At 47.2% G+C, this 15,618-nt stretch carries 9 protein-coding genes; 6 read left to right on the top strand and 3 right to left on the bottom strand.

Going from position 1 to position 15,618, the window contains the following annotated elements; all coding sequences use genetic code 11:
• Positions 1–96 precede the first annotated feature (96 nt).
• Together B6N13_RS23210 and B6N13_RS16640 are read left to right on the top strand one after the other, a co-directional pair.
• Positions 97–267, top strand: coding sequence for a hypothetical protein (locus B6N13_RS23210; protein ID WP_211172911.1), 171 nt, complete (start codon positions 97–99; stop codon positions 265–267).
• 12 nt (positions 268–279) lie between these two features.
• Positions 280–1,371 carry a sodium:proton antiporter gene (locus B6N13_RS16640; RefSeq protein ID WP_211172910.1) on the top strand — a complete coding sequence of 364 codons (1,092 nt, stop codon included), beginning with the start codon at positions 280–282 and terminating at the stop codon, positions 1,369–1,371.
• A 100-nt stretch (positions 1,372–1,471) separates the two neighbouring features.
• On the opposite strand, the gene B6N13_RS16635 is transcribed toward B6N13_RS16640, so the two are convergent.
• Positions 1,472–2,665, bottom strand: a complete 1,194-nt coding sequence (locus tag B6N13_RS16635; protein WP_169460021.1) for an MFS transporter — start codon at positions 2,663–2,665, stop codon at positions 1,472–1,474.
• Between the two features lie 147 nt (positions 2,666–2,812).
• On the opposite strand from B6N13_RS16635, the gene soxR reads away from it, so the two are divergent.
• Positions 2,813–3,247 (top strand): redox-sensitive transcriptional activator SoxR, encoded by a 435-nt coding sequence (gene soxR, locus B6N13_RS16630; RefSeq protein ID WP_169460020.1) that lies wholly within the window; start codon positions 2,813–2,815, stop codon positions 3,245–3,247.
• A gap of 21 nt (positions 3,248–3,268) precedes the next feature.
• Here the strand turns inward: soxR and B6N13_RS16625 are convergent, their stop codons facing one another.
• Positions 3,269–3,484, bottom strand: a complete 216-nt coding sequence (locus B6N13_RS16625) for a hypothetical protein (RefSeq protein WP_169460019.1) — start codon at positions 3,482–3,484, stop codon at positions 3,269–3,271.
• A gap of 253 nt (positions 3,485–3,737) precedes the next feature.
• On the opposite strand from B6N13_RS16625, the gene corA reads away from it, so the two are divergent.
• The gene (gene corA, locus B6N13_RS16620; RefSeq protein ID WP_169460018.1) at positions 3,738–4,925 is read left to right on the top strand and encodes a magnesium/cobalt transporter CorA; all 1,188 of its coding nucleotides are present in this window, start codon (positions 3,738–3,740) and stop codon (positions 4,923–4,925) included.
• Between the two features lie 52 nt (positions 4,926–4,977).
• Entirely contained in the window at positions 4,978–5,706 is a 729-nt protein-coding gene (locus tag B6N13_RS16615) for a VIT family protein (protein WP_012069699.1), read from the top strand.
• 67 nt (positions 5,707–5,773) lie between these two features.
• On the opposite strand, the gene B6N13_RS16610 is transcribed toward B6N13_RS16615, so the two are convergent.
• The gene (locus B6N13_RS16610; RefSeq protein WP_169460017.1) at positions 5,774–6,601 is read right to left on the bottom strand and encodes a PRC-barrel domain-containing protein; all 828 of its coding nucleotides are present in this window, start codon (positions 6,599–6,601) and stop codon (positions 5,774–5,776) included.
• Between the two features lie 130 nt (positions 6,602–6,731).
• Here B6N13_RS16610 and B6N13_RS16605 point away from each other — a divergent pair, with 130 nt between their 5' ends.
• Positions 6,732–15,569 carry a glucoamylase family protein gene (locus tag B6N13_RS16605; RefSeq protein WP_248280368.1) on the top strand — a complete coding sequence of 2,946 codons (8,838 nt, stop codon included), beginning with the start codon at positions 6,732–6,734 and terminating at the stop codon, positions 15,567–15,569.
• The last annotated feature ends 49 nt before the right edge of the window (positions 15,570–15,618 follow it).

The raw sequence follows: 15,618 nt of genomic DNA, 5'->3' as shown, positions 1-15,618 counted from the left end.
CCCTGCTAGATGTCGATAATGCTAGGTCTCTATGAGTGTTTAGTCAGAAAAGGGCGTGGCACTTTTTCAAATCAATAACAAACATTAGAGGGTTTAATGAGTTTCTTTTCCTTGGTCAGTATTTTGATCACGCTTGCTGCGGTATCCAGTTATTTCAATTATCGATATATCAAGTTGCCGACGACCATTGGTGTCATGCTGGTGGCGTTGGTAGCGTCACTTACGCTAATAATTATTGGTCCTTACACATCGGGAGTTCGTGAGTAGGCGGCGTCGCTGGTGTCGCGTATCGATTTCGATAAAGTAGTATTGCACGGTATGTTGGCCTTTTTGCTCTTTGCAGCAGCGATTCATGTCAAGCTGGATAGCTTAGGGCGTGAGTGGTTATCTATTGCCTTGCTTGCTGTGGTTGGCACCTTGATGTCGACCTTTATTGTCGGCTGGGTAACTTGGTTGCTTCTCGGTTGGCTTGGTTTAGCCATTCCTTTTTTGCATGCTCTTTTGTTCGGCGCTTTGATTTCGCCGACGGATCCTATTGCTGTGCTTGCCATTATGAAATCGGTGGGGGCTTCTGAACAGCTCGAAAGCCAGATGGCGGGAGAATCGCTCTTTAACGATGGACTGGGAGTGGTGATTTTTCTAATACTGTTGCAATTGTCTGGTTTGGAGACTCCAGCGGCGGATGGCAGTGTTACTTCCTCTTCCATCGACATGGCAGCGATCGGTATCTTGTTGCTAAAAGAAGTGGGTGGCGCGTTGTTGCTGGCATCGATAACAGGTTATACGACGTATCTCATGCTGAAACGCGTGGATAACTACCAAGTGGAAGTTCTGCTTACTTTGGCCCTTGCTATGGGGCTCTATGCATTGGCGGATAGTTTGCATTTGTCTGCGCCTATTGCTGTGGTGGTTGCTGGCTTGTTTCTTGGTAATCATGGTCGTTTGTTTGCTATGAAGGATAAAACACGGGAACACGTGGATACCTTTTGGGAGCTGATAGATGAGATTCTAAACGTGGTGCTTTTTTTCCTAATTGGTTTGGAACTGCTTGTTTTACCCATTGAAAGTGAGTGGTTGTTTGCGGGTGCTTTGTCGATATTGGTTGTATTGGCGGCTCGTTGGTTCTGCGTAGCAAGCATTATTGGTCCGCTTAGTAAGCTGACAAGTCAGTCAAAAGGGGCTATCACTATTCTTACCTGGGGCGGCTTACGCGGTGGTATTTCGGTGGCAATGGCTCTGTCGTTACCAGTCAGTGAATCTCGTAGTTTGATACTAACGCTGACTTATTGCATCGTCATATTTTCGATTGTCGTGCAAGGGTTAACCATGAGTAAGGTGATCCGCATGAGCAGTCGTTCTACGAAAGAGTGACTGCTTGCAGATATTTATTTAATAAAGAGATACATTCCCTTCAAACTAGACAAAGTTAGAGTTTCTGCTGTTGCTTGTGCCGAAGGTCAGTACTTTCATTTTAGTTTCCTGTGTTGACGTTTGTAGTGGGAGTAGATTGTTTTTTCAGAGTGGTAGCCCCAGCAAGGGCAAGCACTAAAGTGAAGGTCCCTGCTAATAAGTAAAAATCGCTGTATCCCAATTTGGCGATAAGAGCTGAGGTGACAAAAGGTGAAACAAATTGCCCAATGAAGATGCTGCTGGTCAGTACGCCAGATGCGAGTCCGCGTTTGTGGCTTGGTACAAGTTCCATGCCTTTTACCATGAAATTTGGCATTACTAATCCCATGCAAGCGCCCATGAGGCCGCAACCGAGAATCACCAAGCTGAACGATGTGGCTTGTGATAGCACGAGCATGCCAATACTCATGGCAATAAAGCCGATGAGTGCGACGCCATAGCTTTGGATTTTGGCAACCAGCTTACCAAAGAATACCCCCGTTATCGCGGCGACTAATGTTCCCATTCCGATTGCCAAGCCTGATTTACTTGGATCAGTGATGCCAATATCCGCCATAAAAAATGGAATTTGCGTTGGTAGGATATAGAAGACGATTAAGTGGCAAAAAATCAGAATAGAACATCCGATGAGCGGTAGTTTCCAGTTCGTATTGGCATCGTCTTGCGGGTCATCGCTTGGTTGATTGGTTTGCTTGCTGTCACGAACAGTTAGAAATATAAGTGGAAGCAACAGAATAGCGATTGCGTAGATATAAAAAGGCAGCCGAGCGCTGATACCTGCTAAATAGCCCGCTGTGACGATGAAAAGAATGCCGCCAATATTAGAAAAAGCTTGTTGCAGTCCCATAAATTGGCTTCTTTTCTGACCAGAATAATAATCGGTTATTAACGCCGTTACGGCGGTCATCAGTCCTGCGACACATATACCCAGAATGGCTCGGCTGATAATAATGGCTTCTAAGTCTTGCAGCTGTGCGCCAGCAGCACCGGCGATGGCAAAGACGGTAGTCGCAATGATTATTTGATTTCGGCGACCGAACTTATCCGCTGTCCAGCCTAAGATCGGCGCAAAAATCACCACAAACAAGGCTGGGATGGGTAATAGCATTTTTACCCAAAAATCGGCTGAGGGTGTTCCTGAGAATTCATTCGCTAAACCAGGTAACGCCGGAGCAATAGTGGCGTTAGACATCACAGTTAGCGTGGAAATTAACAGTAGGCAAAGTGTTCTGTATTCTAATAGATTGGTTTTCATTAGGGCTTTCTTTCTAGATATAGATAATGTTCTTTCAAGTATTTTCTAGCTGTTTTATTAAGTGCTGAGCTTGAGCAAGCTTCGATTTGCAGCTATTCTGCAACCTGAACTTAAGTTGAGGTCAAGCGTCAAGTGCAAGAAATAATAATGCCTGAATGGATTTCTGTGGGCGTACTGAGCGAAAGGACCGGCGTATCGGTGTCGGCTTTGCATTTCTATGAAAGGAAAGGCTTGATAAAGAGCCAAAGAAACACATCCAATCATAGGCAATACCCAAAACATGTTATTCGGATAGTTTCTCTGATTCAGGTTGCTCAGCGGACAGGATTTTCTTTGGAAGACATTTTGTTGGAGTTTGAAGGACTACCAAATAGAACTCGCGTTTCCCTAGAAGATTGGGAGGCGTTGGGTTCCCGATGGCAAAGCGAGCTTGATAGAAAAATTACTCAATTAACGGAATTGAAAAGCATGATGGCCGATTGTATTGGCTGTGGTTGCCTTTCTCTAGAAAAGTGCCAGCTTCTCAACCCATACGATGAGCTTGGCAATAAAGGCACCGGCCCACGGCTGATGACAGAATAGCCCAATTCGACTTGTTAACGCTTATTTCTCTACGGGAATGTCTTTGATTATTTTCAAGATCGCAGGATTGTTTCTGAGCCCGGCTAAGTCGAGGAGGTAGCTTTTTTCGAGCTCTGGTATTGCTTGGTCTGCGATTAATTCTTTGAGTAGTGCTTGTTCATTGTTCGCGATGGCAGTTTTGATTGCGGCAAAGTTGGCGATGCTTTGGCTGTGCTTGTGAGTGTTGTTAGTTTCCATTTGTCGTGCTTCCTCTTTAGTTAAATTAAAGGTTTAGCTTGTTTCTAATCATCACGCTGCTTGTTTCCAATAACCACACTACGGGTGTAGCGGATAGAATGCAAATCTCTCTTTTTTGTCGTTTGTTCGTCAGCGCACCGATAGATTTTTCTATTCGTTTTATCTTGCTTGTTTATTCGTTAGGTCTCTTTATTGTGGGCTTTGAAGCTCTTAAGATGTCAGCCATTGAAAGTCAGAAGGATAGAGGTGAAGAATGACGAAAGATGCTGATACCTTAGTGGATCAAGACATTAGTGAAACCAATGATGCTGCGTCTTTGCTGGGTTCTGGTGCTTGGCAAAATATGCCTTATCGCCAAGTAACCCCCGGTGAAATGCCTGGAATTGAGCATCTGGCGGATGTGTCCGAACCACCGGAAGCTGGCACGGTTATCATCAGTTACATCGATTATTCGGGAACTAAGTATGAAACTGGCTATGTGACAGATCTTGCTGAGTATTTTGCTAAGCCAATACCAGATTGGGTGACAACACGCTGGTTAAATATTAGTCGCCCGCATCCTTATGTGATCAATCAGTTCCGCCAACATTTTGGATTTCATACGCTAACTGCGGAAGATGTTATGCATATTCCGCAACGCCCTCGGGTTGAGTTTTTTGATGATCATCTGTTTGTTGTTTTGCGAATGTTGCAACTTAATAAACAAGAATCGGACAATCCTTCCGCTGGCAGTGTACTTGACGCAGAACAGGTGAGTTTGTTTTTGTATGACAAGGTGCTGATTACTTTTCAAGAAAAGCCGGGCGATGTCTGGCAGCCGATTCGTGAGCGATTACTGAAAGAAAATGCGCGTATCCGCAAAAATGGTACTGGTTATCTGCTTTATGCTTTGTTAGATGCCATGGTTGATCATTGTTTTCCGGTGTTGGAAGAATATGGCGATATCCTCGAAGAACTTGAAATAACTACGTTAGAAAAGCCCACTCCGGTGATATTACATCGTATTCATGCGGTAAAACGCGAGTTGTCGTTGTTGCGGCGGATTGTCTGGCCAATACGTGAGGTGATTGATCATCTTTATCGTGAAGAAGATGGGCGTATGGGGGAGGCCACTAAGCCTTATCTTCGAGATGTGTACGAACACACTATTCAGATTGTTGAGATTATTGAATCTTATCGCGAGATGGTTAGTGGTCTGACAGATCTTTATATGTCAGCGGTGTCCAATCGCATGAACGAAATAATGAAGGTGCTGACCATTATGTCTTCGGTATTTATTCCACTGACCTTTATTTCCAGTATTTACGGCATGAACTTTGAGTATATGCCTGAGCTGAGTAAACACTGGGCGTATCCTACGCTTTGGGTGTTTTTTATCTTGTTGACGCTTGGCATGCTGCTTTTCTTCAAGCGTAAGGGATGGTTGGGAAATAATAGTTAAGCGTTTCATTTCGTTTTTTACTTCAATCTCTTAACAGAGGAATAACGTTTCTATGTCTAATCAAGTAACTGGATCTAATCAAGCCACAGGGTCTCATCAGGAACATCACCGCCAACATCGAGTCGGTTGGTTAAGAGCCGCTGTTTTAGGGGCGAATGACGGTATTGTTTCCACGGCAAGTTTGATTATCGGTGTGGCGTCGGCCAATTCTGGACACACGGCGATCATGGTTGCAGGCACGGCAGGTTTAGTGGCTGGTGCTATTTCTATGGCGGCGGGGGAATATGTGTCGGTGAGTTCTCAGGCTGATACGGAAAAGTCTGATTTGCAGGATGAAAAAAAGTCACTTGAACAGAATTACGAGGAAGAGGTGATAGAGTTAGCTGATATCTATCAAAAGAGAGGTGTGGAGCCAGAACTGTCCGTCACTGTGGCGCGACAGCTAATGGCGCACGATGCACTTGCGGCTCATTCTCGAGATGAAATCGGGATTTCTGACTTATCAGCAGCGCAACCTATAACGGCGGCTTTTTCTTCAGCGTTGAGTTTTACCTTGGGTGCGGCATTGCCCTTGATGACGGCGTATTTTTATCATGATGAAGCAAATTTGTCCGTTGTTACCGCTGTGTTGTCTTTGGTGTTTCTCGCTATTTTAGGGGCGATTTCATCTTATTTGAGTGGTGCGAAAATGCTCACTGGTATAGTACGGGTCGGTTTTTGGGGCGCGTTAGCCATGGCGACGACGGCACTGGTCGGTATTGCTTTTGACGTTGCGGTTTAAAAAATGGACTGCGAGGTGCAGTCCATTTTTAGTTGTTCTTAAAAGCTTAGTTATTAGCTATTAGCTATTAATCCTTCTTAACTAAATTGGCTTTTTCGCCTCTCGCCCAGTAGCCAGTTAAACCATAATGATCGAAAACCGCTAGCTCGTGCTCTCGGTTTAGATCCTTGGTGGTGTGGTACTCGGGTGCTTCTTTTATTTGATGGCGAGTTAAGTTGATGGTGACTGAATTATCGGTCCAATCCATGTCTTCTATCCACTCTGGAGAGATAAGCACTTTGTGACCGCCAAACCAATTAGTGGTATCGACCATGAAGTAGCGAACCGCCATGGTATTGTCTTCAATTAGAAGCCCAGAAACATGCCCCATTTCACCGTCGATAGCGTGGATTTTGTAACCAATGATGGCTTTGCAACTGCGTAGGTTTGGATCATCGTTTTGATGTAATTCGCGTTTGGCTTTTTCATGAGCAAGCGTTGCATTGTCTGATTCTTCTTTAGAGTCTGGGTAATGGCCAAAGCCTGGATACAATGAATATGGATACATGCCGCCACCCCAGAATCCAGTTCCGCCCCAATAATACGGATAGCCGTAGTAGCCTAAATGATCGATCTCATGTTGGCGGGAAACAGGTTGGTTTGTGTCAATTTTTGGGCTGTTTTTCACTTGCTCTTTGGTGATAGCGACGGGAAAGACTTTTTCTCGCCAGTTGGCTTTTTCTATTCCGATAGGGGAGATCAAGACCTTACGACTTGATAGCCAGCTGCCGGTTTCAACGACGAAATAACGTACAACCCATTCCTCGTCATCAAACAAGAAATCCGTCACTTCGCCTATATTGCCATCAGTGGCGGCTATGGTGTATCTCTCTAAATCGTGCATGCTGCGTAACATAATTGATTGTCCTTTTGTCTTGTCTGACGGATTTGTCTTCCTATTAAACTAACCTTCCTGCCTTTTGGTGTCAGTTCGCTGGCGTACAGACGCTAGATCGCTTGTTTTATTAAGATGAAAAGACGCTTGATTGCGCCATTCATCAGATGATTTTAAGGCGATGATGTTAAACACTTTTTCTTCTCTACTTGGACGACGATTTTCTCACTCGCTTTGGGACAGCACGATTCCTGTTCGAGAGGAGTTGTTTGGTTTGGAACGGCTTGAAGAACACGCAGAAAGTTTGGCCAAAGCTCAGCAAGCATTTGGTTCTGAACCTTCTGTATTGCCTTTGCAGACGCGACTTGATGAAAACGCCCAGGCCTTATTAGCGTCTTATCGTCAAAGTGCTGTTGAGTTAGAGCGAGGTGGAAGTGTGGTTCCCGCAGCGGAATGGCTGCTGGATAACTATCATTTAGTGGAAGAGCAAATTCGCGAGATCAGAGATGATTTGCCGGACAGTTATTATCGACAATTACCTAAGCTAGCCGATGGACCTTTTGCCGGTTATCCGCGGGTATTTGGTTTAACCTGGGCGTTTGTAGCGCACACCGATAGCCATATAGATCCTGATATTCTTGTGCGTTTTATTCATGCTTATCAAACAGTCCAACCGCTTACTATTGGTGAACTATGGGCAGTAGCGATTACGCTGCGCATTGTATTAATTGAAAACCTGCGACGTTTGGCTGATCAAATTGCCGTCGGACGCGACGCTCGCCACGACGCCGATCATTTTACCGAGCGGCTTTTGGTGGCAGGTTGTGCCCATTCGGCGTTACAAGAAGACATCGCCTCCCGCTCACCGGAACCGCTATCAGAAGTGTTTGCTGCGCAATTGGCGAAGCGATTACGTGACCAAGATCCGAAAACTACACCAGCATTAGATTGGCTAGAGCAGCGACTACAACTGCAAGGTCTTTCGGTTGAAGAAGTGGTGCAACATGCCCAACAACGCCAAGGCGCATCGAACGTCACTATTCGAAATGTAATCACCAGTATGCGGTTGATTTCTGACATTGATTGGTCGGAATTGTTTGAAAAAGTCAGTCTCGTCGATCAAGAGTTCTATCGATACAACTTGTTTGCCCAAATGGATTTCCCAACACGTAACTTGTATCGCAGCGCCGTGGAAGAACTGGCGCGAGGTTGTGATTATTCGGAAATAGACATTGCCCAGCGCGCCGTAGAAATGGCGAAAGACAGCGTAAAGTCTTTTGAATCTAAGAATGCTGAATCAAAGAATGACGAATCGAGACAGAAACTTTCGGAAGAAGCCAAGGTAGAAAAAAGTCGTCTTGGTGACCCAGGTTATTATTTGATTGAACAAGGACGTTTGGCTTTCGAGAAAACCATCGCTTACAGACCCACTATGCGATTAAGAGTCCGGCGTTTTCATGTGCGCCTAGGCGTCGCGGGTTACAGTGGCACGATTACCATTGTCGCTTTGGCTTTTCTTGCCATGAGTATTTTCTTCGCGGGATTCATGGCGTTTCCTGCACAATCTTGGTTGCTATGGGCAGTAGTGGCCTTTATTCCCGCCACAGAAGTGGCGTTTGCCATCGTTAATCGTTTAGTGACCTGGCGCTTTGGTGCGGTGATGTTGCCGGGACTTGAACTAAAAGCGGGCGTGCCGACCTCGTTACGAACCTTAATTGCGGTGCCGACTTTGCTAGCCTCGGAAGCGGATTTATTAGAACAAATTGAACGATTGGAAGTGCATTATCTGAGCGGTATCGACGGTGATGTGAGTTTTGCTTTGTTAACTGACGGCAAAGATGCTGATTTGGAAGAATTAGAAAGTGACGCCTTATTGTTAGAACGGGCGACTTTGGAAATAGAGCGATTAAACCAACGTTACGAAGAAGGTCCATCCGGCCCGCGTTTTATCTTGTTGCATCGCCGTAGATTATTTAATCCAAGCGAAAATGTGTGGATGGGCTGGGAGCGTAAACGCGGCAAGTTGCATGAGCTGAACCGATTATTACGCAGCGCGACGGACACCACGTTTATGGCCATTCAGGGCAAAGCGCCCAGTGTGCCGAGTGATGTTCGCTACGTGATTACTCTTGACGCCGACACTCGTTTACCACGAGAAGCGGCGTTGCGATTAATCGGTAAAATGGCGCATCCATTGAATCGTCCACGTTTGGATAAAGTCAAACAGCGAGTTGTTGCAGGCTACGGAATTCTTCAGCCTCGCGTCACACCGTCTTTGTCGGTGGGCACGGAAGGTTCTTTGTTCCAGCGTATATTTTCTACTCCCGGCGGAATGGACCCTTATGCCGCGGCGATTTCCGATGTCTATCAAGATCTTTTCGGCGAAGGTTCTTTCACTGGCAAAGGCATTTACGATGTTGACATGTTTGAAGCCGCGCTGGCGGATCGTGTGCCCAATAACACCATGCTGAGCCACGATTTATTCGAAGGCATTTTTGCGCGCGCCGGTTTGGTATCAGATGTGGAAGTGGTGGAAGAATTTCCTGCTCGATACGATGCCGCTGCGAAACGTCAGCATCGTTGGATGCGAGGCGATTGGCAGCTGTTGCCGTGGATTATGAGCAAACCAACAGAGCAGGGCGTTTCTAGTTTGGGGCGTTGGAAGCTACTCGATAATTTAAGGCGTTCGCTGGTGGCACCAACAACCCTGTTAGCCTTGGCGTTAAGTTGGTTGTTGTTTCCGTCGTCGGCGTTATTTTTTAGCGCTGTATTATTGGCCGTCATGGCCATTCCACCCTTGTTGCCCTGCGTTTTTTCGATGATTCCTCATCGTTCAGGCGTCGACACTAGCAATCATTTTCGCTTGTGGTTAGGGGATTTACGCCTTGCTTTGAGTCAGACTTTTTTATCTATCGCCTTTCTGCCTGATCAAAGCTGGCGCTCATTGGATGCGATCACACGTACCTTGTTGCGTTTGAGTGTGACCCATCGACGTTGTTTGGAATGGGCAACCGCGGCGCAGAGTAATGCGAGCCCACGACTCAAGGTTATGGGTTTTTATCAAAATATGGCCAGTGGAACCTTGCTTGCTTTAGCGGTTTGCTTGTTTGTCATTGTGGTGAATCCGGCGGTATGGCTGCTGGTGTTGCCGTTTGCTTTGCTTTGGTGTCTTGCGCCTTTGGTCGCCGTGTTTGTTAGTCGATCCCCCGAAGTGTTGCGACCTGATGATCTCGATGTCGGTGCGGTCACCTTACGTCTTACTGCGCGCAAAACGTGGCGTTATTTTGAAACCTTTGTGACAGAAGAAGATAACTTTTTACCACCGGATAATTTCCAAGAAGATCCAGAGCCTGTGGTGGCGCATCGAACCTCGCCGACCAATATTGGTTTGTATTTGTTGTCTTCAGTGGCGGCGCGAGATTTTGGTTGGGCGGGGCTAATCGAAACGATTGAGCGACTCGAAACGACCTTTGTTACGCTGGAAAAACTGCCAAAGCACAACGGCCATTTTTTCAATTGGTACGGCACGCAAAGCTTGCATACCTTGTTGCCAGAATACATTTCTTCGGTGGACAGCGGCAATCTCGCGGGGCATTTGATTGCGCTGGCTAACAGTTGCGAGCAATGGCACGAGGAATCTGAAGTTGGAGCTTCTCATGGACAATCTCAAGACACTTTAACCGCTAAGCTACACTCCACGGTGCGCTCGGGTTTTATGGACAACATTGCGTTGGCTAGACAATCCTTAGTGGCTGAATCAAAACAAGCTATTCATTCTGTTAGTCCAGATTTGAGTGTTACTGCAACGGACAGCGAACATCCATTGTTGGCAACCTTGGATGATATGGAGAGTCGATTAAACAGCCGACAGACTATCGAGGCGTTAACGCCGATTTTAATTCGATTGACCGATAAAGCCGCGAAATTGGCTCGTGAACGACCATTGGGTTCGGGCGAAGAGATTGCAAAAGGGCGTCATGCTGATTTCATTTATTGGATTGAAGCCGCCAATAAGCTGATGGTTGAACAGCAGCGCGATACGCTTGAACAGCGTGAAGCGCCAGACGCTTTGCTTGCTCGATTAACAACACTGGCGAGCACGGCACGTAATATGGCGCTAGATATGGACTTTGCGTTTCTCATTGATCCTGAGCGCAAGCTTTTGTCTATTGGTTATTCTCTTGCCGAAAACAGTCTCGATCCAAGTTGTTACGATTTATTGGCTTCGGAAGCACGATTGGCAAGTTTGTTTGCTATTGCCAAAGGTGATGTGGCGACCAAGCATTGGTTCCGTCTTGGTCGAGCGGCAACGCCCATGGGCAATGGCTCGGCGCTGATTTCTTGGTCGGGTTCCATGTTCGAATATTTGATGCCGTCTCTGATTATGCGAGCGCCAACGGGCAGTCTGCTTGAACAGACCAATCGGCTGATCGTTGAGCGTCAGCAGGAATACGGCAAACAGCTTGGCATTCCTTGGGGCGTGTCGGAATCTTCTTATAATGCCCGTGATATCGAGTTTACTTATCAATATGCCAACTTTGGTGTGCCGGGACTCGGTCTAAAACGCGGTTTGGCGGAAAATAGAGTGATCGCGCCTTATGCCACGGGGCTTGCAACCATGATTGATCCTCAGGCGGCGGTTGATAATTATGAGCGCTTAAACAGCATGGGCGCTTGTGGGCGTTATGGTTTTTACGAGGCGCTGGACTTTACGCCGACGCGTTTACCCGTTGAAAGCCATGTCGCCATTGTACGCAGTTTTATGGCCCATCATCAGGGCATGACCATTGTTGCCATTGCCAATACCTTGCTGGAAGGCGTGTTTAGACAACGTTTTCATCAAGAACCGATGATTCAGGCGTGCGAACTCTTATTGCAAGAACGTATGCCAAGAGATGTTTGTATTAGTCATCCCCGGGCAGAAGAAGTGAAAACCTTCGCGTCCACTTTAACGGTAATTGCGCCGATCGTTCGACGCCTAAGCCCAACAGCTGCAGGCTCGCCCATTACGCATTTGTTATCGAACGGTCGCTATGTGGTGATGTTGACCGCCACTGGCGCAGGCTACAGTCGTTGGCGCGACATTGCGGTGACCCGCTGGCAGGAAGATACCACATGCGATTATTACGGCAGTTTCATTTTCTTACGTGATAAAAATACAGGTCAGCTTTGGTCGAGTTCTGCTCAGCCTTTGCAAGACGAAGGTCATTATCCGGCAGGTGTGTTTGAAGAAGATCATGCGGAATTTGTGCGTCATGATGGTGAGCTAACCACAACAATGGATGTGTTGGTTTCCGGTGAAGACGATGGCGAAGTACGTCGTATTTCCTTGAGTAACAATGGTCGAGCGGCTTATGACATTGAACTGACGTCCTATCTTGAATTGGTGTTAACGACACCAGCCTCAGACAACGCTCATCCGGCCTTTGCCAAGATGTTTGTGCAAACGGAATATGTTCCTGAATACAATGCGCTAATCGCGACTCGGCGCAAACGGGCTGCGCAGGAGCCTTCAATTTGGGCGGCGCATTTTGCCATTGTAGAAGGGGAAGTGACGGCCGATCCTCAATATGAAACCAACCGTGCCTTGTTTATTGGACGAGGTAATTCCATTGCCACCGCCGCGGCGTTTGATTGTGACGATTCGTCGGTTGAAAGTGTCGATCTGAACAATTCAATTGGGACCGTGCTAGATCCTATTTTCTCGTTACGCTATGCCGTTCATGTGCCAGCAGGCAGTGTGGTGAAAGTGGCGTTTTGGACAGTTGTGGCGTCTTCTCGTGAAGAATTAATGGATCTTATTGATCGACATCATGACCGCAGTGCCTATGACAGAGCGAAAACCTTGGCGTGGACGCAGGCGCAAGTGCAATTGCGTCATTTGGATATTAGCCCAACCGAGGCAGGCGATTTCCAACGACTTGCTGCGCCGATTATTTACGCCGATCCGCGTTTTCGTGTTTCAGCCGACTCCATTCATCGCGGCATGGCGGGTCAGTCTGTACTTTGGCCGCATTCGATTAGTGGTGATTTGCCCATTGTGCTGTTGCGCATTGATGACGTCGAAGACATTGATCAAGTGAAGCAATTATTGCGCGCCCATGAATACTGGCGCATGAAGCGTCTGGCAGTGGATCTGGTGATCATCAATGAGCACGCGTGTTCTTATTTACAAGACTTGCAAATTGCCATTGAAACCGCAGTACGAAGTAGCCAATCACGGCCTCGACTAATCGATAAGTCTAACGGTGATCATGTGCAAGGCGCTGTGTATGTTTTGCGTGCAGACTTGGTGGATGTGCAGGTTCGTGATTTGCTGAAATCGGTTGCTCGGGTGGTGCTTATTGCTCGTCGAGGATCTATTGGTAAACATATTCATCGCTTGCCGCCAGCGTCGACTTGGCCGCCGAAGATTCGTTCGCTGAATGAATCGACTGGTGGTAATGTCATTCCATTCAAGGCAAAGAATTCAACAGCCAGGGACAAGTTAGCAGCCCTGAAACAAGGGCTAGAGTTCTTCAATGGCTTGGGTGGTTTTGGTTTAGATGGTCGGGAATATACGGTGATTCTTGAAAACGGCGCCTCGACGCCTGTACCTTGGATCAATGTCATTGCCAATGCGAGTTTTGGCTTTCATGTGTCGGTCGAAGGCAGTGGTTATACGTGGGCGGAAAACAGCCGCGAGAACCAGCTAACGCCTTGGTGTAATGATCCCGTTTCTAATCCGTCTGGCGAAGCAATTTACGTGCGCGATGAAGACAGCTTGGAATTGTTTGGCGCCACGGCTCAGCCGCTTAGTTCTATTAATCAAGCGAACAACAAAGCTAATCCAAGTGCATTTGTTGCTCATCATGGTCGTGGTTATAGCTGCTTTGAACATCAAGCGGATGGCTTGGCGCTGACCTTATTGCAATACGTACCTTTGGCAGATCCGATTAAAATTTCACGCTTAACTCTGCATAACCAAACGGGGCGACGTCGTCGATTTTCTGTTACGTCTTACGCCGAATGGGTGTTAGGCACAGCTCGTGGAACGTCTGCACCATTTATTACCACGGATTTGGATTCTGCTGGTTCAAACGCCTTGTTCGTCTGTAATCGCTGGAATGTGGCGTTTCCGGGGCGTGTTGCTTTTGCCGATATGGGCGGGATGCAGTCGACCTGGACGACAGATCGCACCGAGTTTCTGGGACGCAATGGTCGCATGAATGCACCAGCGGCTTTGCTTAGGGATTCGTCTTTGTCTGGCAGCATTGGCGCAGGACAGGATCCTTGTACTGCACAGCAATCTATCGTTGAGCTGGAACCAGATGAATCGGTGGAAGTGGTGATCTTGCTGGGGCAATGTGCTTCGGTCGGCAAAGCCCGCGATTTGATCGAGAAATATCGCCATGCGGATTTGGATCAAGTGCTGGCTGACGTGACACAGCATTGGGATACCTTGTTAGGCGCAGTTCAGGTGAAAACGCCTGATCGAGCGATGGATATCATGCTCAATGGTTGGCTACTTTATCAGACGGTGGCGTGTCGCATGTGGGCGCGTTCAGCGTTTTATCAAGCTAGCGGCGCGTATGGCTTTCGGGATCAATTACAAGACGGTATGTCGATGACATTCCGACGACCGGATATGACCAGAGCGCATATTTTGCGTGCAGCGAGCCGTCAGTTTATTGAGGGCGATGTGCAGCATTGGTGGTTGCCTCATACCGGGCAGGGCGTGCGTACGCATATTTCTGACGATAGAGTCTGGCTAGCGTATGCCACGGCAACTTACATTGAAACCTCCGGTGATGCGTCTATTTTGGACGAAAAAATCGCCTTTATCGAAGGACCATTATTGGCGGCGGATCAGCATGACGCGTATTTTCATCCTACGGAATCGGACGAGTCGGCAACCTTATTTGAGCATTGTGCTCGCGGGTTGGATCAATGTCTTGAACTGACGGGCGAAAATGGCCTGCCATTAATGGGCACGGGCGATTGGAATGATGGCATGAACCGTGTTGGGGAAGGCGGCCAAGGGGAAAGTGTTTGGTTAGGTTGGTTGCTGATTCGTACTATTAATTTATTCTCGCCCATGGCGCAAATTCGTGATGAAGACGAACGAGTGCAAAACTGGGTGACGCATGCCAGTAAAGTTCGAGAAGCCATTGAAGAAAAAGCGTGGGATGGCGAATGGTATCGTCGAGCAAACTTTGATGACGGCAGTTGGTTGGGGTCTAAAGACAACGACGAATGCCAAATTGATTCTATTGTGCAATCTTGGGCGGTATTGTCTGAAGCGGGCGAACCAGAACGCGCCGCGAAAGCCATGGAATCAGTCGAGCAATATTTGATTCAACCTGAGTCAAAATTGGCGTTATTGTTTACGCCGCCATTTGATAAAACCAGTCATGATCCGGGTTATATCAAAGGCTATCCACCGGGCTTACGGGAAAACGGTGGTCAATATAGTCATGCCGCCATGTGGGCGATTTTAGCCTACACCAAACTGGGTGATGGCAACAAAGCCAGCGACTTGTTTAATTTGCTCAACCCGATCAATCACGCGCTGAATGCGGAAGACACCGAGCGTTATAAAGTTGAACCTTATGTGGTCGCAGCGGATGTGTATTCGGTTGCGCCTCATACAGGCTGCGGCGGTTGGACTTGGTACACAGGCTCAGCAGGGTGGATGTATCGTGCAGGAATGGAAGGCATACTTGGTATTCATCGAGAAGGCAAGGAACTGACGATTCAGCCTTGTATTCCGTTAGGTTGGCCGGGATTTGAAGCCACCGTAAAAGTCGACGATACGGAATACTTTATAACCGTCGAGCAATCGGCTGATCGCGCTCATTTTTCAAAAACTGAAGACCCCATAGAAGACTCTTTAGTACGAAGTGGAATCCGAGCTGTGGTGGATGGCATGGATATTCAAATTACCAACAACATTGTGCGCGTACCGCTGGATGGTGGAACACATAAGTTGAATATTTCATATTTGTAATTTTAATAAATAGAGCAGGTAGTTATATTTTCTGGCTAATAATAAAGGC

Origin of the sequence: Marinomonas sp. UCMA 3892 (assembly GCF_012726345.1) — a bacterium.
Taxonomy (GTDB): domain Bacteria; phylum Pseudomonadota; class Gammaproteobacteria; order Pseudomonadales; family Marinomonadaceae; genus Marinomonas.
The sequence above is the reverse complement of the archived record's forward strand: the minus strand, read 5'-3'. Positions and strand labels throughout refer to the sequence as shown.